Below are 23,043 nucleotides of genomic sequence, written 5' to 3'. Positions count from 1 at the left end.
TGCGGCAGGTTTGAATGCAATTCGAAGGCTTAAGGTAAAATACTGAAATTTAATGATAAATTGTTTGGTATAGAGGATTGGTACGGAACTAAAAAAAGTCCCTATGGGTTCTTGCGCGGGAAAAGTGGATTACAATTTCAACGATGTATGTCCAATCATGCGCTTTACATCCCACGATTGGCAGGTATATTGAAGCTTGCAAGACATCCACCCCATGGAGAGCGTTACATGAGTGAATCGACCGAGACACCGAAGAAGAAGCCGGCACGCGGGGCCAGCGCAAAAGCGGCGGTTTCAGACAGTGCTGTTGCAGAGAAAGCGGCTGCCTCCAAGGCTGCGGCAGGCAAGGCACCCGCGGCCAAGCGGGCGCCGGTGGAGCCGGTCGTCACTCCCGCGGCAGGTCCGAAATCGGCTTCAGAGGGTAAGGGCGCTAAGGCGCGTGCCCAGATAGCCGATGCCGACGCGGCAGAGAAGAAGACGACGCGGCGTGCGAGTACCAGCAAGACCAAGGCGGCGGCGTCCTCCTCGACGGCGGGCTTGCCCAATCAGGACGTCATCGACAAGATGGTGGCCGAGGCGGCTTATTATCTGGCGGAAAAGCGCAACTTCGCCGTTGGCTTCGAAGAGCAGGATTGGCTAGCTGCCAAGGAGCAGATCATGACGCAGCTCCTGGGCGCCAAGAAACCCAAGACCTGATCGGGGCGGATTAGCAGCCCGCTCTAAGCTCGAAACGTGCGCCGCTTGACCGTATTGGCAAGCCGGCGCACGTCGAAGCTCGAGTCCGGAATAGGCACCGCGTGCTTTCGCTTCCGGCCCGCATCGGTTCGTGCATCATCTCCTCGCAATGACGTTCCCCGGTCGATTGCCCTCTGTTTCAGGCAGCCCGATACACTCCGGCCTGGATCGGTCCGGTCTCTCATGAAAATGCCGTGAATACGTGGAAGGCGCGCAAGCGGATCGATGCGCATGTATCGGTCGCGCCTGAACACCGGCTGCCGCCGACCCTGTCCTGGCCGCACCTGATCGCCCTGGGTGTCGGCGCCATTGTGGGCACCGGCATTTTGACGCTCATCGGCGTGGGTGCCGCCAAGGCCGGTCCCGCCGTAATTCTTGCCTTCGTCGTCGCCGGATTCGTCTGCGCCTGCGCCGCCCTGGCCTACGCGGAATTGGCCACCTTGATTCCCGCGGCGGGCAGCGCTTACACCTATGCCTACGTCGTCTTAGGCGAACTCGTCGCCTGGATCATCGGTTGGAGCCTTATTCTGGAGTATTCCCTGGTGGTCAGCGCCGTGGCGGTCGGTTGGTCCGGTTATGCGGCGCCACTGCTCGGGGCTTGGATGGGCGTTCCCATGGCGCTCATGCAGGGGCCGGAGCTGGGCGGCATTCTCAATTTGCCGGCTGTGATCATCATTTTTATGGTCGCCGGGATGCTGATCGTGGGCACCCGCGAGAGCGCAACGCTCAACGCCTTGCTGGTCGTGCTAAAGCTGGTGGCACTCGGAATGTTCGTCTCGGTTTCATTCGGCTATTTCAAAGCGGCGAACCTCCAGCCATTCATGCCCTTCGGGTTCTCCGCATCGGTCGGTGCCGACGGGGTGGAACGCGGAGTCATGGCGGCGGCGGCCATCATCTTTTTTGCTTTCTATGGCTTTGACGCCATCGCCACCGCCGCCGAGGAGACTCGCAATCCGGAACGGGACTTGGCCATCGGCATCGTCGGTTCCATGCTCGCCTGCATCCTCATCTACATCGCCGTCGCGGTGGCCGCCCTGGGTGCGCTGGCCTACACCCGTTTTGCCGACAGTCCGGAGCCCCTCGCGCTGATTTTGCGTGAATTGGGACAGCCAGCGGCGGCGCGTTTCCTGGCGGCGTCCGCCGTGCTGGCCTTGCCCACCGTCATCCTCGCCTTCTTCTATGGGCAAAGCCGCGTATTCTTCGTGATGGCGCGGGATGGGCTGTTGCCGCCGGGCTTGGCGCGGGTTTCGCGGCGCGGCACGCCGGTGCGCATCACCCTGTTCACCGCCGCCATCGTCAGCACCATCGCGGGACTGTTTCCACTGGCGGAGATCGCGGCGCTTGCCAATGCCGGCACCTTGGCGGCATTCTCCGCCGTGGCGCTGTGCATGCTGATCCTGAGGCGCCGCGAGCCGCAACTGACGCGGCGTTTTCGAACGCCTTGGCCCTGGCTGGTGGGGCCTTCGGCCATGGCCGGGTGTCTGTACCTGTTCGTCAGTCTGCCGCATCAGACCCAGCGCTATTTCTTTCTCTGGAACCTGATCGGCCTGGGCGTGTATCTGACCTACGGCTGCCGGCGGAAGAGCGGGGACGGTCGGTGACGAAGAGCAGGAAGGTTCAGGGCGGTGGCTGAAGTCTCGACCCGATAGGGCAGTAGCCCTCGGCAGGGATGCCCAGCGCCGCATTGAATTTGGCGGAGAGGTTCTGGTGACCGCACAGCGCCGCCAGTTCGATGACGCCGTCATCGCCCACGCTTTGGCGTAAACGGTGGACCAACTCCGCGTCCACGTCGATGGCCGTCGCGGTGATGGCTTCCGCATAGGCCAGGGCGTCCTTCTCCTCCGGGCTGAAAAGCGGCGAATCCCGGAAGCGATCCAGATCGTCCAATTGCGCCTCGCTGACGCCCCGCTCAAGGGCATGGGAGGCGTTCAAATCCACGCAGAAATGGCAGTGGTTCAATTGCGCGATGCGCGTTCGCACCAGCGCCCGCAGCCTGCCGTCGAGGGGCGAGCCCTTGCGCTCCAGTGTCCGCAGCATCAGTTGGAAACCGATGAAGGCGAGAGGCGTCCGTGCCCACAAGCGCACCGGTTCGGGGACGCGGCCCAAGCGCTTGCGGATCAAAGCCAGGATCGGACGCACGTACCAGGCATAGGGATAATCGTCGGGCGTGGGTATCAGGCTCATACTGCCTCCGAAGCGTGCGGGCTCAATCCGGTCGGGGACTTGAAAGGGCTGTCATCTGCGCCTCGATCCAGTCCTCAGCCACGCGGTTGACCTCGGCGGCGGGCAGGCTGGCGGCATCGAGGGGTGGACCGATGCGTACCTGTATGGTGCCCGGATGCTTGAGGAAGGCCCGACGACCCCAGAATTCCCCGGCATTGTGGGCCACCGGCACCACCGGGCAGCCGGCGCGGTGGGCCAGGGTGGCGCCGCTGCCGTTGTACTTGCCGCGCTGCCCCGGAGCGACGCGGGTCCCTTCCGGGAAGATTACCACCCAGCGGCCTGAGGCAAGACGCGCCGCGCCATCCTTCAAGACCTGCTTCAGCGCCGCCGATCGCGCCGAGCGGTCGATGGCGATGGGCTCCTGGGTGCGCATGGCCCAGCCCCAGAAAGGGATGTTCAGCAGTTCCTTTTTCAGGATGAAGGTGAGAGGCGGAAAAATGGCCTGCAGCGCGATAGTCTCCCAGGCGGACTGGTGCTTGCAAAGGATCACGCCGTTGCGCTCTGGGATATGCTCCATGCCTTCGACCTGGTAGTCGAGTCGGCAAATTAGCTTGAGGCTCCAAAGGTTGAAGCGCACCCAGCGCTGGGCCAGTCCATAGCGCAGTTCGAATGGCGCAGCGTAGGCCAAAAGCATCAGCGGGCAGATTACCAGGGTGGAGAGGATCATGCCGGTGAAATAAACGCCGGAACGCAGGTAAAGCCCCAGGTCAACGCCGGGTGTAGAGGATGTATTGGACGGCTTCATAGAGGTTGGAGAAGGAGGAGACGTCGAGATCGGGATTGCGCTTCAAGGTCTTGGCGCCCTTGCCGGTTTCCACCAGGATGGGCTCGGCGCCCACGCTTGCCGCAGACTGAATGTCCCTCAAGGAGTCGCCGATGGCGGGAACGCCGTCCAGGTCCGCGCCGTATTTGCGGGCGAACTGCTCGAACAGGCCGGTCTTGGGCTTGCGACAGTTGCAGCCATCCTCAGGGCCGTGGGGGCAGTAGAAGATATCGTCCAGATGGCCGCCGGCCTGCTCCACCATATCCCGCATCTTCTTGTGGATGGACTCCAGTGTCGGGCGGTCGAACAAGCCGCGGGCGATGCCGGACTGGTTGGTCAGCACCGCCACCCGGAAGCCGTTGTGCCGCAGCAGGGCGATGGCTTCCAGGCTGCCGGTAATCGGGGCCCATTCGGCGGGCGACTTGATGTAGGCGTCGGAATCCTCGTTGATGACGCCGTCGCGGTCCAGCAGCACCCAGTCCATGTCAGGTGTCGGCCTGGAGCCTGGATATGTCGGCGATATCCATGAACAGGCCGTCGACGATGGCGAGCAGCCCCAAGCGGTTGGCGCGCAGGGCCGGGTCCTCGGCCATCACCATCACCCCGTCGAAGAAGGCGTCCACCGGCTCCTTCAGGACCGCCAGCCGGCACAGGGCCGCGGTGTAGTCGCGCTGTTGCAGCAAGGGCAGGATGGCCGCCTCGGCGTCGCGGGCGGCGCGCAGCAGCGCGTGTTCCGGGGCTTCGGTCAGCACGTTTTCGTCCACGTTGGCCACCGGCGCTTCCTCGGATTTCCGCAGGATGTTGCGGATGCGCTTGTTGGCGGCGGCCAGGCTGGCGGACTCGGGCAGGCCACGGAATTCGCGCACGGCCTTGAGGCGCGAGAGATAGTCCAGCGGATTGCGGCCAAACATGTCCAGCACGGCGTCGATCTCGTCATGCCGGTAGCCCTTGTCCAGGGAATAGCCGCGCAGGCGTTCCAGCACGAAGTCGCGCACCGCGGTCTGCGTGGTTTCCCGGTCGAAGGGGTGGCTGAGCGACTGCAAGGCGTGGGCTATCAGGTCTTCCAGGTCCAGGTCCAGCCCGCATTCCGCCAGGATACGCAGAGCACCCAGGGCGGCGCGCCGGAGGGCGTAGGGGTCCTTGTCGCCGCTGGGGATCAGGCCGGCGCTGAAAATGCCGGCCAGGGTCTCGATCTTTTCCGCGAGCGCGAGGATTTGGCCGGTGCGGGTTTCCGGCAGGGCGCCTCCGGAAACCTTGGGCAGGTACTGTTCCTCGATGGCTGCGGCAATCTCCTCGGGCTCGCCTTCCGCCAGGGCGTAGTAGCGCCCCATGGTGCCCTGCAGATTGGTGAACTCGCCCACCATTTCGGTCAGCAGGTCCGCCTTGGCCAGCAACGCAGCGCGCTCCACCCAGGCGCTCTGGGTTTCCAGGGCTCCCGCGATGTGCGCGGCCAGGCGCTGCACCCGGTGGGTCTTGTCCAGCACGGAACCCAGGGTCTTCTGGAAGGTGATGTTGGCCAGGTCCGGAACGCGTTGTTCCAAGGTCTTGCGGCGGTCCTGGTTCCAGAAAAATTCGGCGTCGGAGAGGCGCGGACGCACCACGCGCTCGTTGCCTTCCCGCACCGTGTCCGGCCGGCTGCTCTCGATATTGCTGAAGGTGATGAAATGGGGCAGCAAGGCGCCCTGGGCATTCTTCACCGGAAAGTACTTCTGGTTTTCCTGCATGGTGGTGATGAGCACCTCAGCGGGCAGGGCCAGGTAGCGCGGCTCGAAATTACCCAGCACCGGCACCGGCCACTCCACCAGGGCCGTCACCTCGTCCAGCAACTCGGGCTCGATGTGGGCGATGCCGCCGGCTGCGGCGGCGGTCTGCTCCGCCAGCTCCTTGATGCAGGCGCGGCGTTCGTCGAAGTGGGCGATGACATGGCCCTCATCGCGCAGCCGCTGTGGGTATTCGCTGGCGCTGGCCAGTTCCAGGGAAGCGGAACTGTGGAAGCGGTGCCCCCGGGTGATGCGGCCGGTGGACAGTCCCAGGATTTCGGCAGCAATGACTTCGCTGCCATACAACAGCACGACCCAATGGGCCGGACGGACGAATTCGGCGGTTCCGGCGCCCCAACGCATGCGCTTGGCGATGGGCAGGGCCAGCAAGGCCTGATTGAGCATGCGCGGCAGCAGTTCGGCCACCGTGGCGCCCTGTTTGGTTTCGCGGAAGAACAGCCACTCCCCCTTGTCGGTCTTCTGGGTGAACAACTGGTCGACGCTGGTGCCGCAACTGCGGGCGAAGCCCTCTGTGGCCTTGGTCGGCTTGCCGTCCGCGTCGAACGCCGCATTGAGCGCGGGCCCGCGTTTCTCCACCACGTAATCGGGCTGGCGGGCCGCCAGCGCCTTGACGCAGAGGGCAAGCCGTCTGGGCGTGGCGTAAACGGTCACGCCGCTGTGCTCCAGGGTCTGTGCCAGGGAGGCTTCGACGGATGTCTTGAGCGCCGTCGCCAAGTTGAGCAGGGACTTGGGCGGCAGTTCCTCGGTGCCCAGTTCGAACAGCAGATCGCGGTTCTCAGCCATGGCCATTGCCCTCGTGCGCCAGCATGGGGAAGCCGAGTTTCTCCCGGCGCTGGTAATAGGCCTCAGCCACCGCCTTGGCCAGTTCGCGCACCCGCAGGATGTAGCGCTGGCGCTCGGTTACCGAGATGGCGCGGCGGGCATCCAGCAGGTTGAAGGAATGGGAGGCCTTCAACACCATTTCATAGGCGGGCAGCGGCAGGTCCTGGGCGATCAAGTGGCGGCATTCCTGTTCGTAGGTGTCGAAGCAGCCGAAGAGGAAGTCGGTCTTGGCATGCTCGAAATTGAAGGCGGACATTTCCACCTCGTTCTGGTGGTAGACGTCCCCGTAGGTCACCGCGCCCTGAGGGCCGCGGGCCCAGACCAGATCGTAGACGCTCTCCTTGGCCTGCAGGTACATGGCGATGCGCTCCAGGCCGTAGGTGATCTCGCCGCTCACCGGGCGGCAATCGAGACCGCCCACCTGCTGGAAATAGGTGAACTGGGTGACTTCCATGCCGTTCAGCCACACTTCCCAGCCCAGGCCCCACGCGCCCAGAGTGGGCGATTCCCAGTTGTCCTCGACGAAACGGATGTCGTGCTCCAGCAGGTCGAAACCGAGAAAGCGCAGCGAGCCCAGGTAGAGTTCCTGGATGTTCTCCGGGGAGGGCTTCATCAGCACCTGGAACTGGTAGTAGTGCTGCAGCCGGTTCGGGTTGTCGCCGTAGCGTCCGTCGGTGGGCCGCCTTGAGGGTTGCACATAGGCGGTGTTCCAGGGCTCCGGGCCGATGGAGCGCAGGAAGGTGGCGGGATGGAAGGTGCCGGCGCCGACTTCGAGGTCCAGGGGCTGCAGGATGACACAGCCCTGGGCGGCCCAGTATTCCTGGAGCGCCAGGATCAGGCCCTGGAAGGTGGAGACATCGCGAGTGATGGATTCTGGACTGGCCACGATGGATGCGGGATTGATTGCAAAGGCGCGATTATATCCCATTTGTCAGTGCGGATAGCCTTTCCACTCGACCTCTCGCGGCCCAGACCAAGCACCCGAAAGCGCTGACGGATAGGGGCTTCAGTCGGTCTGTTTGGCGCCGCGTCCGCCCATGCCTGTGCCTGCTCGGCGATCGCCCCGAGAGCTCCGTTCCTTATTGGGCCGCATGCTGGCCCGGGCGGGTGGCGACGGTTTGGAAATTTTTTACAGCTTGTCGGGCGGAGTAAGTCAGGCCATTGCAACGCAATGAAATATTGAGCGTTTTTCCGGTGGCATGATGGGTGCTTGGTTCGTTGGGACGAATCCATCTGAGCGAAACTATCCTGTCTGCGGAGAATGAACATGATCGCGACTTTGTCCCGATTTGGCGCTTGCCGGTTCCTGCTGTTGATCGTAACAGGCTTGCCGATGGTGACCCAGGCCGCCCTGATCGACTTCTCCAACTTCAGCGACGCGGAACGGATCGCCATCAATGGCCAGCAGAGTTCCCTGAACGTGGAAGGGATTCAGGTGACCGCCGCGCGCAACCAGTTCTCCCCGTCCCTCAACATCGGCGGTCACAGCACCTTGTGGATACGCAACGATCCGGACGACCACGGCCTTGGAGTCTGCTCGACGGCGGCAAGCGGGGCGGAAGCCTGCGGCGGCACACTGTTTAACCCATTGACTGAAGGCAATGGCGATCAGAACGAACTGGGCAATAATTTCCGGGACGAGGTCATACGGCTGGAGCGGCCGCAGCAGCATCGCTGGTCGGACTTCTGGGTCTCCTCACTCGACACCCTGAGCGGTCCGGGGCACGAATCGGGGCGCTTCTATTGGTCTGACCTGGCGGTGCCGGTCCTCAATTCCATGCAGTACGTCACCTTCAACCAGAGCCTGCTCGGCTGGGCGGCGGAGCAGGAGGAAGGCAGCATCTTCGATTACCTGATCGCCCATGGCTTCGATGTGGACGCGAAGTTCGTGTTCTTCCGCGCCGATGTATCCAACGGTTTCGACAATGACTTCCTCGTGTACAAGGCGGGCATCACCGCTGTGCCCCTGCCTTCTGCGGTGTTTCTTATGAGTTCGGCGCTGCTTGCGTCGGGCTTCATTACGCGGCGCCGTTTAGGAAACGACTTGGCTTGGCGTTATTGTCCATCACAAGGTTAAAAAGTTCGATTTAACAAATATTTATTTGGAATTCCCCGATTTGACAAGATTACCTCGAATAGTGCCTGGTTTGATTGCGTACATAGTCGGCCCTGCGAAATTCGTTACGCTGCAGTTAAGAGTTGGTAGAGCCCCCAATCAGTCTGCAGCCGGACCAGGGCCCGCATTAACCACCGCAGGTTGTAGCCGGCGGCGCACAGCACCGCGTGCAGCGCATCGCCCAAGGCGCCCGCAAGCCAGCAGCGCTCCATGCGATGATCTGATTTGAGGTGACCGATAGCCGGTTCGATTTCCTGCCGCCGTTTCAGCCAGCGGCGGTGCTTTTTGTCGAGCGACTTGAGCTTACGGCGGTGGATGATCTACACATCCGGGTTGTCGTGATCCACACCGCGGTAGCCGAGATCAACGACCATCTGTTTTGGAACACACCCGATGCCTTCCAGCAGGATCTGCGTTTGTTCCAACTGGGCTGACAGGGTGTGACCGTCATACAGATTGCCGGGCAAGGTTCGTGCTCCGTAACCGTTCGGCGGAGCACATTCTTCCCGCGGGGTGATGGTTGAGAGACATTGTCGTCACTTTCGGTTGCCTGGAGGAATGTGATGACATTCGAAGAACGTCGGAATTATTGGAAGCGGCGCTTGGCCGAGTATTCGGTCAGTGGATTGTCGGCGCGGGCCTGGTGCCGGCATGCGGGGGGTGGCGTATGGGACGTTCAGCTATTGGCGTCGTCGCGTGCAGAGCGAGTCGCCATTGGCTTTGTTGACGTTGATTCCGGTCGTTGACGAGGCACCTGAACCAGTCGGGCTGCGGATCGTGGTGGGCGGTGCCAGCATCGAAGTGGCGCAAGACTTCGATAGCAAACTGCTGCGTCGGGTCGTCGCGGCGTTGTCGTCGTGTTGACGACGCTGTTGAGTGTGAGCGCGGTGTACGTGGTGGCGGAGCCGTTGGACTTGCGCAAGTCGATCGATGGGTTGGCGCTGGCGGTGGCAACCAGCCTGGGGGCTTCGCCGTTGTCGGTATCGGTCTATGTGTTTGTCAATCGCGGTGGGGATAAAGTGAAGCTGCTGTGATGAGATCGGCATGGCTTCTGGCTGGCTTACAAGCGTCTGGAGAAGGGTCGTTTTTCGCCGGCCGCTGACGGCGTCGATTTCGCGTTCGGAACTGCTGTTGTTGCTGGAGGGGGTGGATCTGTCGGTGCGGCGTCTTCGTGAGGTTCGGGCGGGGCGGGTGAGCTGATGGAATGGCTTGCCAAGCCCCATGAAACAAGGGGCTTGGCGGTTTTCGGCGGGTGTCATAGGACCATGAATGCAACTGCCCTCGCCTAAGAAATCACGACCCTGAAAGCGGCTTTGGCGGAGCGTGACGGCCGCATCGAATAATTGGAATTCGAGATGGCGAAGCTCAAGCAGCTGATCTTCGGTGCCCGCTCGGAACGCTTGCAGACCCTGCCTGATCCGGCGCAAATGCCTCTCTGGGATGAACAGCCGGAAGACCTCCCGCTCGCCAGCCCGGTGGAGTTCAAGACGGTGGTGAAATCCCCGGCCAAAGGGCAACCCAAGCGCGTAGTCTTGCCGGAACATCTGCCGCGCGAGATCGTGGTGGTGCCCCTGTCGGCCAAGGAACGGGCTTGCCCGGCATGCGGCGAAGAGCGACCCGTCATCGGCTACGAGAGCTCCGAACGGCTGGACTACGTGCCCGCACAGCTCAAGGTGGTCGAGACGCGCTGCGAGAAGTCCGCCTGCACCAAGTGCCAAGGACCGTTGGATACTGCGCCGGCGCCGGCACAGGTGAGCGAACAGGGTATCCCACTGCCGGGGTGTTGGCGTATGTGCTGATGGCCAAGTTCGGCTATCACCTGCCCTTGTACCGCATCGAGCAAGTCTTCACCCACCAGGGTGTTCCCATCGCCCGCACCAGCCTGTGCGACTGGGTGCTGCAATGCGGCGTGGCCCTCAAGCCGCTGAGCGACCGGCTGCTGGTGTTGCTCAAGCGGCGGCAGGCGGTGATTTTCTCCGACGACACCACTGTGGCGGTTCAAGACCGGGGCAAGACCCGCGAGACACGGTTCTGGATCTATGCCGGTCACTCCTCGTCGATCATCGTCTACGACCACACCGAGACGCGGGCGGGCAAGCACCCCAAGGGTAGGCTGGAGGACTGCAGCGGCTACCTGCAGGCGGACGCCTATGCGGGCTATGACTAGGTCTTCGCCGATGACAAGATCGCCAAAGTGGCCTGCTGGGCGCATGCGCGCAGGAAATTCTTCGAGATTGCCCGACAGGCCGAGCAGGGTAAGCGCATCAGTGCCCATGACGCCCTGGGCTTCATCGGTCAACTGTATGGCATCGAACAGGAGGCCAAAGACTTGGAACTGGATGCCGAGGGCATTCGTCCGCCCAGTCAGGAAAAAGCCCGGCCGATCCTGAGTCAGTTCAAGGACTGGCTGGAGGACCGCCTGCGCGAGTTGGCGCCCAAGTCACCTGCGGCCAAGGCCATCGGTTAGCCCTGAAAAACTGGCCGGCGTTGCAGTGCTACACCGAGGACGGTCGTTTGGAGATCAACAACAACTGTTCCGAGCGGGCCATCCGCCCGCTGGCAATCGGCCGCAAGAATTGGCTGTTTCTGGGCTCGCCCCGCGAGGGGCAGGCAGCGGCCACGGTGTTCAGCCTGATCCAGACCTGCAAGGCACTGCGCCTCAACCCGGAGGCCTACCTGAAGGACGTGCTCAACCGCCTGCCGACCACCAAGCAAAGAGATATCGGCAGTCTGCTACCGCATAACTGGAAACCAGCCGCCGCATAAACTTCAGCCATAAGCCGCTCCGCGGCTACCCGACAAGACTGTCGTCCGCCGGACGGTTACGGTCATAACGACAAGCCTCAAATCCCCCAGAAATCAGCCTCGATTAAACCAGCTTCTCGGGGATCCAGCTATCTCGATTGCGGCACGAATCTCAGTGCCCACGCCGCCTCCAGAGTTTTTGCAGGGCCGACTAAAGAACGACTCTCTGGAGCATGAAAGTTCGAAATATGAGGCGATTCAATCCATCGGACAACACAGTTAGGGCAAGCAAGGTAGTTGCGATTACCGAAAGAGCGAAACCGTATCCGTAGAAGGACGGACCCAGCACTTGGGTAGCCCCAGTCAGGGCCGTGTTGGTACAGAAAAAGAACATTCCGAGCTTCAACATGGCACGTTGTAAATCCAGGTACGAGAGGAAGTTCAGAAGAGCCAGCAGCATCACCTGTACGCTAACAGCCACAACGTCAACGTTCAGCAGAATACGATATAAGTTCGGTATACCAAACAGGTCCAGCAGTTGAGGACCCGTGGCAAATATTACAATAACAGACATACCCTGAATCTTTAGAATCTCCTTCAATCCACGCCTAACTGAGTCGACCATATCATCTCTAAGCGCAGTGATTTCAGCCAAAGAGGCCCCTCCCTCTAGTGAGTCAAAAAAAGCTTTATGCCTATCGGCAAAGTCGGTTTCTACACGCACTAGGAAAGAAGCCATGCCTGGAATAATGCAAAGGTATGCCAAAAAAATTGGTAAGTCGTATATGTCGGAAACACGCAGGGGGCCAATTACAGGAACGCTAGTATGCGGGTTCCACCAGAAAATGAACTTGTCCACCCACATCCCCATTGAAAAAAATGCGCTGATCAGTGCCAAGCGCGGATAGAACGCACTTGGCCCCAGGAAATCAATTCGTATCAACTGATCAGCCGGAAAGCGGCGAAATACTAACAATAGTAAATAAAAAAACAATAATAACTGTCCAATTAAATACCCAGCCAGCAGCCCTTCGAGTCCTTCGTTCCGAAATCCAAACGCTGAGACGACTGATGTACTGTACCCGAGAAGAAAGCCAACTAAAACCCGCATGTATTCCCTTATTGCCGACACTATACTCATGACGATCCACGTCCCGGAGAGTACCACGACGCCACTGATCATCTCAAGGCGATATAGCAGTGATTCCTCTAAGATCAAAAATGTTGCCAGCGACGCAAGAATTCCGCTGATCAGAAAAACAAATGTAAGAACACCGGTTACATTGGCAGCAATCTCTGACTCATTTTTCTTAAAAATTTCGTCAGCGAGAAAGCGGGTAAAAGTAAGTTGGACGGGGCTAGTAACAATGAAGGATGATACAATAAGATAAGTTACTGAGACTTGAAATTGTTGCATGCAAGTTCCGGCACTACGCGCATCGAGCCGAATCAGTCCGATGGCAAAAACACCGCATATGGATAGTACCCAGGGGCCAGCGCTGATTAGCCCGGCATAACCATAGGCCTTCACAACTCCGAGATAGGTGCCGCTTTCCAGAAGCTTACGCAGTTCGAACCCAATTCCGGCCATTTAATCCCCCAAAGCGGCCTGATAGACCTCTCCATATGCGCCAAGAAACCGGGGCTCAGAGTAATAGCGTTCTACTCTTTCGATAGCGGTACGTTGCGCCGCCTTCCACCGAGTCTCATCGGTAAGGAGCGCGATCGCTGCTTCGGCGGTGGCTTCCGGGTCAGCGATTGGCACGACACTTCCTGCACTGCCCAAGGCCTTGTCTTCAGCAGTGTTACCCTCGATGATCTCTCGGCATGCGCCGACATTGGTCGTTAACACGGGAACGCCGGTGGCAAACGCTTCCAACAACACTAAAGGGAACGCCTCACTAATCGAAGTCAGGACCAACAGCCCCAACTGCGGGAAAATAGTATCCAGATCCTGGAATCCTAAGAAACGAACATTAGCCTCTAGCCCTAGATTGGCAACCAACTGACGACACTCGTCCCCGTATTTCGGATCTTCCGCTTCCGGACCGATAAGCCAGCCCTCCGCGGCCGGCAGTCGGGTTGCAACGACGCGCATAGCCCTGATGAAAGTTTTGATGTCCTTGATCGGCACCATACGCCCTATCAAGCCTAAAACCATAGGAATCTTCTCTGGCCGCTTTGAGCGAAGCGCGACATAATTTGTAAGGTTTATGCCATTCGGAATAACGTGTGTGCGCTCATCTGCAGCGCCGTCCTTCACTTGGCGGCGCCGATTTCCTTCGTGACAACTCAGGATGGGATTTGCTTCACTGTACACAAAACGACTCAGTCCCTCGAAATGACGAATCCACATGTAGCGATGTTCTTGCATCCCGTGCGGTGGAGGATCGCTAAACAAATCGTCGCAGTCTTCAATGTACGAGGACTGCAAATCAATTTTACGCTCCTTCGAATAGATTCCATGCTCGGTGAGCATAAACGGGATTTCCTGCAACTGCTTTAACACAACCGCGAGAAACCCAGCGTAGCCATTGCTCACCGAATGAACGACTCTACCTCGCGGAATTGAGGCCGCTCCCCGCGCTAGCTTCAAGAGCGGCGCGTGCATCATGCGAACAGTCCAAAAGTAGTCGGCGAAGCTCGCATGACGGCATTTTGATTCGGAATACCGTTGGCAAATAAAGTGCCATGCAGAGTTGCTGAAGTAAAAGTCGGCAATGGCGCGTCCCTTGGGGTTGGCTAGTTCACGAAGAAAATGTCCGATAACAGGTGCGGTGCAAAAATCTCCTTTGGAGCGAAACCAATCATGAAGGTGTTCGACGACAGCAAAGTTATCGACATTCCCACTTCGCTCTCTAGGAGTCTCGAATTCCTCGTTACCCCACAAATAGAAGCACTGCAAGTGAGTGACATTATCTGGCAATCTGAAGCGAAGGCCACTATAGCTCTCTTCGGTCGAACCTAAAAAGATCAGAGAGAACGTAAATTGAGGAAGTCCTGAAATCAATTGGTGAACCCAATGCGAAACGCCGCCATTCATAAATGGATAGGTGCCTTCAAGAACCAAGGTAATATCAGCGATCGGATTGCTGCCTTTCATTTTTCGCCCCTCACCGGGTAACAGTATCCGGAAGCAGCTGAGAGTTGTGGTTGCCAACTGGATATTACTGAATCAAAACTACTCCTACGCTCTGTTAGCATATTCATTTTTTGCGCAATCTCCCTTATATAGGGTTGTATCTTGCGCTCGTCACTACCAAATCTTTGTGAGTTTGAGAATGCCAAATAGGCGTGATCTAATTCACCCTGGAGTAATAAAATTCGTCCCAATTGAAAATAAAGACCTGATGACATTGAGAAGTGTTGTAGGCCAACCAGAGCGATTTGTCGAGCTCGCTCCAGAAGGAAGTTGGCAGCCTCACCTTCAGCCAAACCCGCGTAAACGAGTTCCCAATACGCGTTAACCAATCCCTGATGCAACATGGCATGGTTAGCCTCTTGAACTGGAGACGAAATTTTAGAATTCAGCCAATCTATCCTGTTATAAAGCGCCTTCTCGCGTCGACTCAGCAGAGCATAGGCCAACAGTCTGATATCTTCGGCCGGATCCTTTAAGGCGCGCCGCAGTAAACTTACGGCGCTCTTGTTGTCTAATTTCATGGTGAAAATTACTGCGGCGAGTCTACCGGTGGGCTCCTCACAGCGTGACAATATTCCAACTAGATTCGCTGAGTCGAGCTCTTGCCTGCCCTGGCGTGTACCCGCAAGAACTGGTTCAAGTTCCGGCCGTGGGTAACGATCAATGAAAACTTCCACCGCTTCAGAGCTCGCCCGTTGCCTTGATGACAATAGCAACACTACAGCTGTCCCGAACATTCCTAGAATGGAAAGAAAGAAGGCGACGCTGAAAAAAGGTAGTACGCCCATTAACAGCGAAGGGCGATAGTTAGAAGGAAGAAGACCCAACATTCCCAAGCTAAACAGAACCGCGGCAACGCCATGCTCGAGAAGGATTGCCTGAGTATACGCAAGTCTCGCTTGCGGAGTTTCAAGCAATGCGGAGACCGCTTGAGCATCCAGGTACAGCGCCGCAATTGCCATCAATAGCGGTGCCCAGCTAAAGGGCGGGGCACCTCTTTTGACACGGTTTGCCCAGGCCATCATATTTCTTTAGTCTTAAATAGCTGTCGTGGGTGCGGCGTTTGCGTCAAGGCTCAGCAAAGGGTTTGCGCAGACAGCCATCAGTTAGTTTTGTCCTAAACCTTCACTACCGGCCTCATCGCTGGCAAAGGCCCAAACGACGGGCGCGTAGCCCTCGGCGTTAAATGTTGCGACCCCTGATCCATCAACCGACCCTAGATCACTCGGACTGATCGTCCAAGAATGGGAGTAGCCGTCAATTGACGGAACCACTCGTGAAACCAGCTCCCATGTCCAACTGCCATCCGACCCCGCGTAACGTAACAAACGTCCATTTTCAATTACGAAATCTGCGCAGGTTTGTGGAGTACTTCCAGTCCACCAACAAGCATGAGCGGAATTGCCCGTTGAAATAAAGACGCGGTAAAAAGAAAATGGTAACAAGAACTTCGCTCGATAGGTGAGGCTCGTCGAACTTCTTACGACTGTCGCCTCCAAGAGGGGGTTACCGTCAGGGAGTGGCAAGGTTGTGACTGTCACGATATTACTCTGCTCAGTTGACCGCCCGCGCATGTCTCTCGCCGACAAGGAGAAGTGCATGGTCGTATCTGGCATCAAGCCGCCGACCCGAACGCGATGGGTCGAAGCGGGTAAGGAGAGGATCTTCTCCCCATCGGCATAAATGTCAAAGGCGATTACCGCTGGACTGAAGAATTCCCATGACTCAGGCTCGCCCCATGACAACTCAGTACTGGTAAAATCTGTTGATTCCGCGAGCAGATTCGGCGATCGTCGGGGAGACGACCACCAAAGTCTCGAAACCGGGGCTCCATCAGAGACCTCGATGCCCGTGCCAAATACTAGCGCCTGCTCATTCTCCCAAAAGAGTGATTCAGGCACACTATCGTAAGGATTCTCCATCACGTCATCGGTAACATAAACATAACCGGAGTGACGCAATTGGCTCAACTGAATAACTGACGCCATTTGTTCCAACGATGCTCCATAAATGATGTGCCAGAACTTATAGGGATCCTGAGGCACCCAATCAGGCTCGCGGTAGTTCAACGCAGAATTGGGGTCGCTCCCAACGTAAGCTGCGTAACTGCTTTCGAATGTCAAAAGAACGTCAGCGGCGTCTTCGTAGCATTGGGGAACCGTGGTGCCAGGATTGACTACGGTGAGCGCCCCCGGGTGATTCTCCTTCTCATAGTGGTTGAGGTGTCGATACAGTTCGACCCAGTCCTCAGAATCCTCTGTTGGGCCACAAGCATTCTGGCCTTGATCGAAGAAAATTCCGTCGATATCTGACCCATAAAACTCATACCACGCCGAGATATCCCTTTGCGCTTGCGCCATCCAGTCCGCAGCCGAATTAGTCCCCAAGCGAGTCGTAAGGCCAGTGGTACCGAAATAGCCCGTATCGACGTATCCCAATACCCGAATCCCTGACGAATGCGCGCGACGAATAACCGCAGTCCAGTAGTCGGTAGGTCGATAATCGGGCCCATTGAGAACATTGGCCACTACAATTCCGACCTTGCCGGGCGCGGATTCAATAATGCGGTCCCACGCTCGAGGATCCTGCATTGGATGAACATAAGCCGGCACAGCCAATTGTTGTCCCTCTCCTTGACCAATTGAAGAAGAGGCGCTACCCAAAAGCAGGACAATAATCATAAGTATCCCGCCGAAAGCCCAGAATAGCAGTCGATTGGATAGAGAGTACGAATGAATAGTCATAGCGACCTCCAAACCCACAAGCGGGAGAATTGCCCCGGACGACTTCCCAACATTACGGCCATCGGGCGTCACGCTTATCAAAGAATACATCCCTGGATAAAGGTCTATTCGCAGACCATATCGCGTAATGAATCCTGCAAACTAAAACGTGGAGCCCAGCCAGTGAGTTCTCTCAGCTTAGTGAAATCCCCCACTTGGCTTGCAACTTCAACCTGCTGCTTAAAGGTAGGGTCCTGATGAATCGAGACATGAAGCCCAATAAGGTCAATAAAACTTTCTACTATAGTTCGAATCGAAACGGCGACTCCCGAAGCCACATTAAACGGATGCCCCCACACATCATCGCACTCGACAAGTGCCACGTAGGCTCGAACAGCGTCTCTAACATCCACAAAATCTCGCTCGGAATCCAAATTCCCCACCGAAAGCACACCACCGCGCTGATTTGCTTGAATGTTTCTAAGCCGGGCCAAGAAATCAGCTGGCGCAAGTCCCAAGGGAAGCCCCGGTCCAATGAGATTGAATGGACGGACGACGGTTACCGGTAACCTGTATTGGTAGAAATACGTGAATGCGGCCAATTCGGCCGCAGCCTTGCTCGCACCATACGAAGCAACCGGCCTAAGCGGCGCAATTTCTTTGACTGGGGACTCCCGGTGCTCGGTCACTCCATACACAGAAGCACTTGAGACATGAAGTATCCTAGGCTTAACATCGAGCGACGCAGCTGCCTCCATTAGGTTACGTGTGGCACCCAAATTCACTTCGAAGCATCGATTGGCGTCCCGTCCGCCATACCCTGCCAAATGAAAAATAATCTCTGGCCCATTCCCCGCCAACAGCCGATCTATGTCCACCCGCTCTCGAAGATCCGCGTTTACGTAAGAAATATTATATGGCAGTTGGGCGCCAGGGCACTTATCCGTTACCGTGATTTGCGCTGACGGGAAATTCTCTATTAATTCCGGCAATAAGTACCTAGCAGTAAACGAGGTACCGCCTGTAACCAAAATATCCATCGATGTACTCACCCACCATTGCAATGCAGAAAATCCGAGCGCTTTTTGCAGAACCCATCCACGGCGAGATCGTAATCCTCAATTCGACCAATATCATACCACGTACACGGCTCCTCGTAGGTACAAACCTTTTCTCCTGCATCTTTTAGGCGAAGCATTAAGTCCGGCATCCCCAGAGCTTCTTCATATTCAATATACTTCAACGCCCTCGGTTCGAGAACGTTAATGCCCATACTCACTCGATAGTCAAACTCCGGCTTCTCAATGTAGCTATCCAAGAGGTGATGTCCATTAGTCTTAACTACGCCAAAGTCAATTTTCACCGTGCGTCGATGTACGGCGATAGTGGCTGCGGCATTTTCAGATTTATGAAAATCGCGTAGCTTTCTGTAATCGAGCGTCGTCAAAAGATCTCCATTCATCACAAGGAACGTATCATCCAATCCGTCAATCAGTTTTAGAGGGCCAGCCGTGGAAAGCTCCTTAGCCTCTCGAGAATAACTAATATCCAATCCAAAGCGTGAGCCGTCTAGACAAAAGGCTTCGAGCAACTCAGCCAAATAGGCGACCGCGAGCGTTACTTTCTCTACCCCGGCAGATTTAAGCTGACGAAGGACAACTTCAATAATTGGCATATCGCTGATAGGCATAAGCGGCTTGGGAAGAACCGTTGTATATGGGCGAAGGCGAGTACCCTTGCCGCCAGCCAGAATTACTGCATGCATGTTCACTCTCCTCTGTAAAGCATTGAAGTCAAAGTACCTTTAAACAAGATAGATATGCATCCAAAAAAACACACTGATGTTCTCCTGACTTGGATAGAGCCGACACTTTGATATAAATTGGGTATTCCTTCCAGCTACGCTACGCACATCTCCGTCGCTACACACACACTAAGATCAAAGCAAGTTAAACTCCGAAGCAACTATGGACGCATAAAAACACTAGATTAGTTCTCAAGACAGCGTACAATTACGTATTAATTCGACTAAGAAAGTAACCGCATAGATGTTTACTCTTGGATTATTTTCTTTGCACGTATGGATACGTATTGTTTATTGAAAAGCAGGAAATATTATTTGGCTCGTGGGTACGTGAAAACCTTGCGGTCATCTATAGCAGCACTTAGGCGTTGTCACATAACTGTTACAATGTGAAGCTTGCGTCATGACTCATCGACTGACTTTCGCGCTGGTAAGCTAGTGTGACGTAGAAATGTATCATTTGAAGGGTACACAAGGAGTTACAAAAATATCGTTTAATCTTTTTTGGAGGGGACCCCCACAGTACCGTCACAATAAGCGGATACTCACGATGCTTGGTATCTAATCGAGTAAGGCTAGGCTTCCTTGCGTTGCTCAGCGTTGAGTCCAGATTGCGAGGCGGCTAGGTCATTGAAGCTCATGCGGAGGCAAGATGTGCGGGATAGTCGGATCAATAGCGCAGAGACAAATTGCACCCATTCTTGTAGAGGGACTACGTCGCTTGGAGTATAGGGGTTACGACTCCACCGGCATCGCGGTCCTGGATGCCAGGGGGCAGATTTGGCGCAAGCGCAGCGTGGGAAAGCTGAAGGAGCTGGAGCAGCGCATCGCGACCGATCCGGTTCCTCGCGGCGGCCTGGCGGGAATTGCCCACGCACGCTGGGCGACACATGGCGTACCGACAGAACGCAATGCGCACCCGCATCTGTCGCGGGCGTCGGTCGCCGTTGTGCACAATGGCATCATCGAGAACCATCACGAACTGCGTGTCCAGCTCCAGAACAGGGGCTTTGAATTCACGTCGGACACCGACACCGAGGTCATCGCGCACCAGATCCAGGACTTCCTCGAGCAGGGGCATACGCTCGAAGAGGCCGTGCGGGCTGCCACGAACCTGTTCTCCGGCAGTTATGCCATCGGGGTGATTGCCGTTCCCGAACCCGACCGTTTGGTCGCCGCCCGCTTCGGCAGTCCCCTGGTCATCGGCCTGGGCGAAGGGGAGAACTTCATGGCATCGGACGTGTTTGCCTTATTGCGGGAGACCCGCCGCTTCCTGTTTCTCGAGGATGGGGACATCGCCGTGCTCACGCGCGAAGGCGTGGAAGTCCATGATCAGGCCGGCATTCCGACCAGTCGCCCGGTCAAGGAGGTGAACCTGCATGCCGATGCCTGCGAACATGCCGGGCATAGCCATTACATGCACAAGGAAATCCACGAGCAACCGGGAGCCGTGACGCAAACCCTGAACGGTCGCTTGAACGAAGCGGGTCTTCTGGATGTGGCCTTTGAAGCCAGCGCCTGGGAGGCTCTTAGACGAACCCGCGGCGTGCATATCGTTGCCTGCGGCACCAGCTACCACGCGGGCCTGATTGCGCGCCACTGGATCGAAGCCATGGCCAGAATCCCGTGCACGGTGGAAGTCGCCAGCGAGTACCGTTACCGTGATCTGGTGGTGCCACCGGGCACCTTGTTCGTCAGCATCTCCCAGTCGGGCGAAACCGCCGACACGCTGGCCGCGCTTTCCCTGGCCAAGCGGTTGGGGTACGTGCACACTCTGGCTCTGTGCAACGTGGCCGAAAGCTCGCTGGTGCGAGCTTCGGCTTCTTCCCTCATGACCCAAGCCGGGCCGGAAATCGGGGTTGCATCCACAAAGGCTTTCACCACGCAGTTGACCGGCCTGGCGCTGTTGGTCCTCGCTCTTTGTCGATTCCGGCCCGGCCACCCGGGCCTGATGGAGCGGTTAGCCTCCGCCGCCTTGCGTCAGTTGCGTACACAGATCGTCACCGCGTTGCGCCTGGAGACTGCGATCCGGCAATGGGCACAACGCATCGCCTTGTGCGAACACGCGATCTATTTGGGGCGCGGAGCGATGTACCCGGTGGCCATGGAAGGCGCGTTGAAGCTGAAGGAGATTTCCTATATCCATGCCGAGTGCTTTGCGGCTGGCGAACTCAAGCACGGGCCGCTCGCCCTGGTGGATGAACGTATGCCGGTCATCGCCCTCGCACCCAACAACAGACTGGCGGAGAAGCTGAATTCCAACCTGGCGGAGGTTCGCGCCCGCGGTGGGCAGATCTTTGTGCTGGCGAGTCGGGAAACGGATTTGAGCGGCTTGACTGGCATCGAGGTCATCCGGCTCCCTGAAGTCGATGAGTTGACCGCCCCCATCGTGTACAGCATTCCCTTGCAGCTTCTGGCGTACCACGTGGCCCTGTTGCGCGGCACCGATCTCGATCAGCCGCGGAATCTCGCTAAGTCCGTCACCGTCGAGTAAGCAGAGCGATGAGCTTTTCAGTCGTCGTCAGCGAAAACAGGTCCATGTGTCGTGAATACAGGTTCGGAAAGAGCGGCCGTTTCAGCCATCCGGCATCACCATGGTTCCATCCATCGCAGTGCCGGCCTGCTGTTCGCATTTTTTGACGACCCCGAGTCGGCCCGGGACACGGCCGACATCCTGAGAGCGATGAATCTGGATGTTGCACAAGTTGGCTGTCAATTGGTCATTATTTGCTAATGGCCGTGAGCCCTGCATACCCCGCACTTCAGTAAGGCAGTGTTTTAGGATTACTTATTTATATATCAATTTTATGAGGTGGCAATTATGTCTCAAAAAATTACCGGGAAAAGGGTCCTGGTTACTGGCGCCGGCGGTTTTATTGGCAGTCACCTGACTGAAGCGTTGGTGAAGGAGGGAGCAAGCGTAAAAGCTTTAGTTACATATAACTCAAGAAACGATTGGGGGCAACTGGAGCGCCTTCCAGAAAGCATAAGATCCCAGATCGAAGTGTATGCTGGAAATATTCGTGACCCTTACTTCGTAGATCGCATAACAAAGGGAGCCGAAATAGTTTTTCACTTGGCAGCACTCATTCCAATACCTTACTCCTATCTTGCGCCAGCAGAATATGTAGAAACCAATGTACGGGGCACACTTCACGTCTTGGAAGCATGTAGGAAGAATGGTGTTGCTCGACTGCTACATACGTCAACAAGTGAAACTTATGGTACAGCTCTGTATACACCTATCGATGAGAAACATCCACTACAGGGGCAATCACCATATTCCGCCAGCAAAATAGGCGCGGACAAGCTTGCCGAATCCTATTGGCGATCTTTTGAATTACCGGTGGTGATTGTCCGACCCTTTAATACCTATGGTCCACGACAGTCAGCTCGTGCATTTCTCCCAACCATACTCACGCAAGCGCTTAGCGGTAATACTGTCAGGACTGGTTCTCTGGAGCCAGTTAGAGACATGAACTATGTGGGAGACACCGTACGTGGATTTATACTCGCAGCAACAGCCTCGGATGTCGAAGGCCTGACCTTGAATCTTGGGAGTGGGACTGGGGTAACCATGGGTGAATTGATGAATGTCGCGTTCCAGATTTTAGGGCGTTCGCCGACAGTAGAAGTTGAAAGCACTCGACTTCGGCCGCGTAATAGTGAGGTCTATGAATTAATCGCTAATGCAGACCTTGCACGAAAGACGATAGGATGGGAAAGCCTTACAAGTCTGGAAATGGGCCTGAAAAAGACCATGGAGTGGATAGCGGGGAATATGTCTGACTATAAGCCACAGATATACAACGTTTGAGCCAACATTTTTGGTCTATACCAATTCGTGTGGAAGTGCAGGGCAATCGTATGAATGAAGACGGTGATTTTAATTGACAATAAGTAGTCGTCTCTGGAAAAACTCTGCAGGTTGCGTAAGCACTGAGATTTCTGCCGAAATTGATTATCCGTCCGGCAAAGTAATCTGTGAGGCAATGAGGTAAGCGTGCAGGATAGTGTCCACTTATTTTCTTGGCGGACACTATGGCCGAATACACTATTACTCCGGCCGCAATAAAGCGCACAGGTTTCTGACCTAACTGACTGAAACTACAAAATTACCGACCGAGCATCGGTTCGGATAATAGTGGCCGGAGTAATAAGCGCACCCGGCGGCAGCACAGCGCCGAAT

General features: G+C 56.8%; 21 protein-coding genes and 2 pseudogenes. 11 read left to right on the top strand and 12 right to left on the bottom strand.

What is annotated here, in order from left to right:
• Nucleotides 1–228 precede the first annotated feature (228 nt).
• Together EK23_RS21880 and EK23_RS14665 are read left to right on the top strand one after the other, a co-directional pair.
• A complete protein-coding gene (locus tag EK23_RS21880; protein ID WP_052808203.1) occupies nucleotides 229–696 on the top strand; it encodes a DUF2934 domain-containing protein in 468 nt (155 codons plus the stop codon).
• Between the two features lie 233 nt (nucleotides 697–929).
• Complete coding sequence (locus EK23_RS14665; protein WP_082054216.1) at nucleotides 930–2,336, top strand: amino acid permease; 1,407 nt, start codon at nucleotides 930–932, stop codon at nucleotides 2,334–2,336.
• Nucleotides 2,337–2,352: 16 nt separating this feature from the next.
• Here the strand turns inward: EK23_RS14665 and EK23_RS14660 are convergent, their stop codons facing one another.
• The 5 genes from EK23_RS14660 to glyQ are packed head-to-tail and all read right to left on the bottom strand — an operon-like array spanning nucleotide 2,353 to nucleotide 7,252.
• Entirely contained in the window at nucleotides 2,353–2,919 is a 567-nt protein-coding gene (locus EK23_RS14660) for a carboxymuconolactone decarboxylase family protein (RefSeq protein ID WP_045226133.1), read from the bottom strand.
• 22 nt (nucleotides 2,920–2,941) lie between these two features.
• Complete coding sequence (locus tag EK23_RS14655) at nucleotides 2,942–3,703, bottom strand: lysophospholipid acyltransferase family protein (RefSeq protein ID WP_045226132.1); 762 nt, start codon at nucleotides 3,701–3,703, stop codon at nucleotides 2,942–2,944.
• A complete protein-coding gene (gene gmhB / locus EK23_RS14650) occupies nucleotides 3,666–4,205 on the bottom strand; it encodes a D-glycero-beta-D-manno-heptose 1,7-bisphosphate 7-phosphatase (protein ID WP_045226131.1) in 540 nt (179 codons plus the stop codon). Before gmhB ends, EK23_RS14655 begins: the two co-directional genes overlap by 38 nt.
• A gap of 1 nt (nucleotide 4,206) precedes the next feature.
• Nucleotides 4,207–6,285 (bottom strand): glycine--tRNA ligase subunit beta, encoded by a 2,079-nt coding sequence (glyS, locus tag EK23_RS14645; RefSeq protein ID WP_045226193.1) that lies wholly within the window; start codon nucleotides 6,283–6,285, stop codon nucleotides 4,207–4,209.
• A complete protein-coding gene (glyQ, locus tag EK23_RS14640) occupies nucleotides 6,278–7,252 on the bottom strand; it encodes a glycine--tRNA ligase subunit alpha (RefSeq protein ID WP_082054215.1) in 975 nt (324 codons plus the stop codon). Before glyQ ends, glyS begins: the two co-directional genes overlap by 8 nt.
• A gap of 339 nt (nucleotides 7,253–7,591) precedes the next feature.
• On the opposite strand from glyQ, the gene EK23_RS14635 reads away from it, so the two are divergent.
• Nucleotides 7,592–8,401: a hypothetical protein gene (locus tag EK23_RS14635; RefSeq protein WP_045226130.1), complete on the top strand. Its 810-nt coding sequence runs from the start codon at nucleotides 7,592–7,594 to the stop codon at nucleotides 8,399–8,401.
• A gap of 146 nt (nucleotides 8,402–8,547) precedes the next feature.
• On the opposite strand, the pseudogene EK23_RS24225 reads toward EK23_RS14635, so the two are convergent.
• A pseudogene (locus EK23_RS24225) lies at nucleotides 8,548–8,919 on the bottom strand (transposase); the annotation flags it as partial.
• Nucleotides 8,920–9,003: 84 nt separating this feature from the next.
• On the opposite strand from EK23_RS24225, the gene tnpA reads away from it, so the two are divergent.
• From tnpA to EK23_RS24710, 6 genes and pseudogenes are all read left to right on the top strand, one after another.
• Nucleotides 9,004–9,186 carry an IS66 family insertion sequence element accessory protein TnpA gene (gene tnpA, locus EK23_RS24865; RefSeq protein WP_438941141.1) on the top strand — a complete coding sequence of 61 codons (183 nt, stop codon included), beginning with the start codon at nucleotides 9,004–9,006 and terminating at the stop codon, nucleotides 9,184–9,186.
• Nucleotides 9,137–9,304 (top strand): hypothetical protein, encoded by a 168-nt coding sequence (locus tag EK23_RS23680; protein ID WP_158002516.1) that lies wholly within the window; start codon nucleotides 9,137–9,139, stop codon nucleotides 9,302–9,304. Before tnpA ends, EK23_RS23680 begins: the two co-directional genes overlap by 50 nt.
• Nucleotides 9,298–9,474 carry an IS66 family insertion sequence element accessory protein TnpB gene (gene tnpB, locus EK23_RS22590; protein WP_082054214.1) on the top strand — a complete coding sequence of 59 codons (177 nt, stop codon included), beginning with the start codon at nucleotides 9,298–9,300 and terminating at the stop codon, nucleotides 9,472–9,474. The genes EK23_RS23680 and tnpB overlap by 7 nt, the downstream gene beginning before the upstream one ends.
• A 321-nt stretch (nucleotides 9,475–9,795) precedes the next feature.
• Nucleotides 9,796–10,239: an IS66 family transposase zinc-finger binding domain-containing protein gene (locus EK23_RS21870; RefSeq protein WP_052808201.1), complete on the top strand. Its 444-nt coding sequence runs from the start codon at nucleotides 9,796–9,798 to the stop codon at nucleotides 10,237–10,239.
• Nucleotides 10,239–10,990, top strand: a pseudogene (tnpC, locus tag EK23_RS24220) (IS66 family transposase); the annotation flags it as partial. The gene EK23_RS21870 and the pseudogene tnpC, both read left to right, overlap by 1 nt.
• A gap of 72 nt (nucleotides 10,991–11,062) precedes the next feature.
• Nucleotides 11,063–11,206, top strand: coding sequence for a transposase domain-containing protein (locus EK23_RS24710; RefSeq protein ID WP_369112145.1), 144 nt, complete (start codon nucleotides 11,063–11,065; stop codon nucleotides 11,204–11,206).
• Nucleotides 11,207–11,396: 190 nt separating this feature from the next.
• On the opposite strand, the gene pelG is transcribed toward EK23_RS24710, so the two are convergent.
• The 6 genes from pelG to EK23_RS14585 form a co-directional block, all read right to left on the bottom strand.
• Nucleotides 11,397–12,776: an exopolysaccharide Pel transporter PelG gene (gene pelG / locus EK23_RS14610; protein WP_045226128.1), complete on the bottom strand. Its 1,380-nt coding sequence runs from the start codon at nucleotides 12,774–12,776 to the stop codon at nucleotides 11,397–11,399.
• A complete protein-coding gene (gene pelF, locus EK23_RS14605; protein ID WP_045226127.1) occupies nucleotides 12,777–14,288 on the bottom strand; it encodes a GT4 family glycosyltransferase PelF in 1,512 nt (503 codons plus the stop codon). It lies immediately after the preceding gene.
• The gene (locus EK23_RS14600) at nucleotides 14,285–15,352 is read right to left on the bottom strand and encodes a hypothetical protein (protein ID WP_145998671.1); all 1,068 of its coding nucleotides are present in this window, start codon (nucleotides 15,350–15,352) and stop codon (nucleotides 14,285–14,287) included. Before EK23_RS14600 ends, pelF begins: the two co-directional genes overlap by 4 nt.
• An 81-nt stretch (nucleotides 15,353–15,433) precedes the next feature.
• Entirely contained in the window at nucleotides 15,434–17,008 is a 1,575-nt protein-coding gene (locus tag EK23_RS14595) for a spherulation-specific family 4 protein (RefSeq protein WP_158002513.1), read from the bottom strand.
• 167 nt (nucleotides 17,009–17,175) lie between these two features.
• Complete coding sequence (locus EK23_RS21855) at nucleotides 17,176–18,090, bottom strand: NAD-dependent epimerase/dehydratase family protein (protein ID WP_052808199.1); 915 nt, start codon at nucleotides 18,088–18,090, stop codon at nucleotides 17,176–17,178.
• 8 nt (nucleotides 18,091–18,098) lie between these two features.
• Nucleotides 18,099–18,815 carry a sugar phosphate nucleotidyltransferase gene (locus tag EK23_RS14585; RefSeq protein WP_045226124.1) on the bottom strand — a complete coding sequence of 239 codons (717 nt, stop codon included), beginning with the start codon at nucleotides 18,813–18,815 and terminating at the stop codon, nucleotides 18,099–18,101.
• Between the two features lie 691 nt (nucleotides 18,816–19,506).
• Here EK23_RS14585 and glmS point away from each other — a divergent pair.
• Both glmS and EK23_RS14575 read left to right on the top strand, forming a co-directional pair.
• Entirely contained in the window at nucleotides 19,507–21,348 is a 1,842-nt protein-coding gene (gene glmS, locus EK23_RS14580) for a glutamine--fructose-6-phosphate transaminase (isomerizing) (protein WP_045226123.1), read from the top strand.
• Between the two features lie 327 nt (nucleotides 21,349–21,675).
• A complete protein-coding gene (locus EK23_RS14575) occupies nucleotides 21,676–22,671 on the top strand; it encodes a GDP-mannose 4,6-dehydratase (protein WP_045226122.1) in 996 nt (331 codons plus the stop codon).
• Nucleotides 22,672–23,043: the final 372 nt, after the last annotated feature.

Source organism: Methyloterricola oryzae (assembly GCF_000934725.1).
Taxonomy (GTDB): domain Bacteria; phylum Pseudomonadota; class Gammaproteobacteria; order Methylococcales; family Methylococcaceae; genus Methyloterricola; species Methyloterricola oryzae.
Note: the sequence above shows the minus strand (reverse complement) of the source record. Positions and strands in the feature narration are given on the sequence as shown.

Coding starts and splice junctions, on each gene's coding strand:
- EK23_RS21880 (WP_052808203.1), top strand. CDS start 229: ATGAGTGAATCGACCGAGACACCGAAGAAGAAGCCGGCACGCGGGGCC.
- EK23_RS14660 (WP_045226133.1), bottom strand. CDS start 2,919: ATGAGCCTGATACCCACGCCCGACGATTATCCCTATGCCTGGTACGTG.
- EK23_RS14655 (WP_045226132.1), bottom strand. CDS start 3,703: ATGAAGCCGTCCAATACATCCTCTACACCCGGCGTTGACCTGGGGCTT.
- gmhB (WP_045226131.1), bottom strand. CDS start 4,205: ATGGACTGGGTGCTGCTGGACCGCGACGGCGTCATCAACGAGGATTCC.
- glyS (WP_045226193.1), bottom strand. CDS start 6,285: ATGGCTGAGAACCGCGATCTGCTGTTCGAACTGGGCACCGAGGAACTG.
- glyQ (WP_082054215.1), bottom strand. CDS start 7,252: ATGGGATATAATCGCGCCTTTGCAATCAATCCCGCATCCATCGTGGCC.
- EK23_RS14635 (WP_045226130.1), top strand. CDS start 7,592: ATGATCGCGACTTTGTCCCGATTTGGCGCTTGCCGGTTCCTGCTGTTG.
- tnpA (WP_438941141.1), top strand. CDS start 9,004: ATGACATTCGAAGAACGTCGGAATTATTGGAAGCGGCGCTTGGCCGAG.
- EK23_RS21870 (WP_052808201.1), top strand. CDS start 9,796: ATGGCGAAGCTCAAGCAGCTGATCTTCGGTGCCCGCTCGGAACGCTTG.
- pelG (WP_045226128.1), bottom strand. CDS start 12,776: ATGGCCGGAATTGGGTTCGAACTGCGTAAGCTTCTGGAAAGCGGCACC.
- pelF (WP_045226127.1), bottom strand. CDS start 14,288: ATGAAAGGCAGCAATCCGATCGCTGATATTACCTTGGTTCTTGAAGGC.
- EK23_RS14600 (WP_145998671.1), bottom strand. CDS start 15,352: ATGATGGCCTGGGCAAACCGTGTCAAAAGAGGTGCCCCGCCCTTTAGC.
- EK23_RS14595 (WP_158002513.1), bottom strand. CDS start 17,008: ATGATTATTGTCCTGCTTTTGGGTAGCGCCTCTTCTTCAATTGGTCAA.
- EK23_RS21855 (WP_052808199.1), bottom strand. CDS start 18,090: ATGGATATTTTGGTTACAGGCGGTACCTCGTTTACTGCTAGGTACTTA.
- EK23_RS14585 (WP_045226124.1), bottom strand. CDS start 18,815: ATGCATGCAGTAATTCTGGCTGGCGGCAAGGGTACTCGCCTTCGCCCA.
- glmS (WP_045226123.1), top strand. CDS start 19,507: ATGTGCGGGATAGTCGGATCAATAGCGCAGAGACAAATTGCACCCATT.
- EK23_RS14575 (WP_045226122.1), top strand. CDS start 21,676: ATGTCTCAAAAAATTACCGGGAAAAGGGTCCTGGTTACTGGCGCCGGC.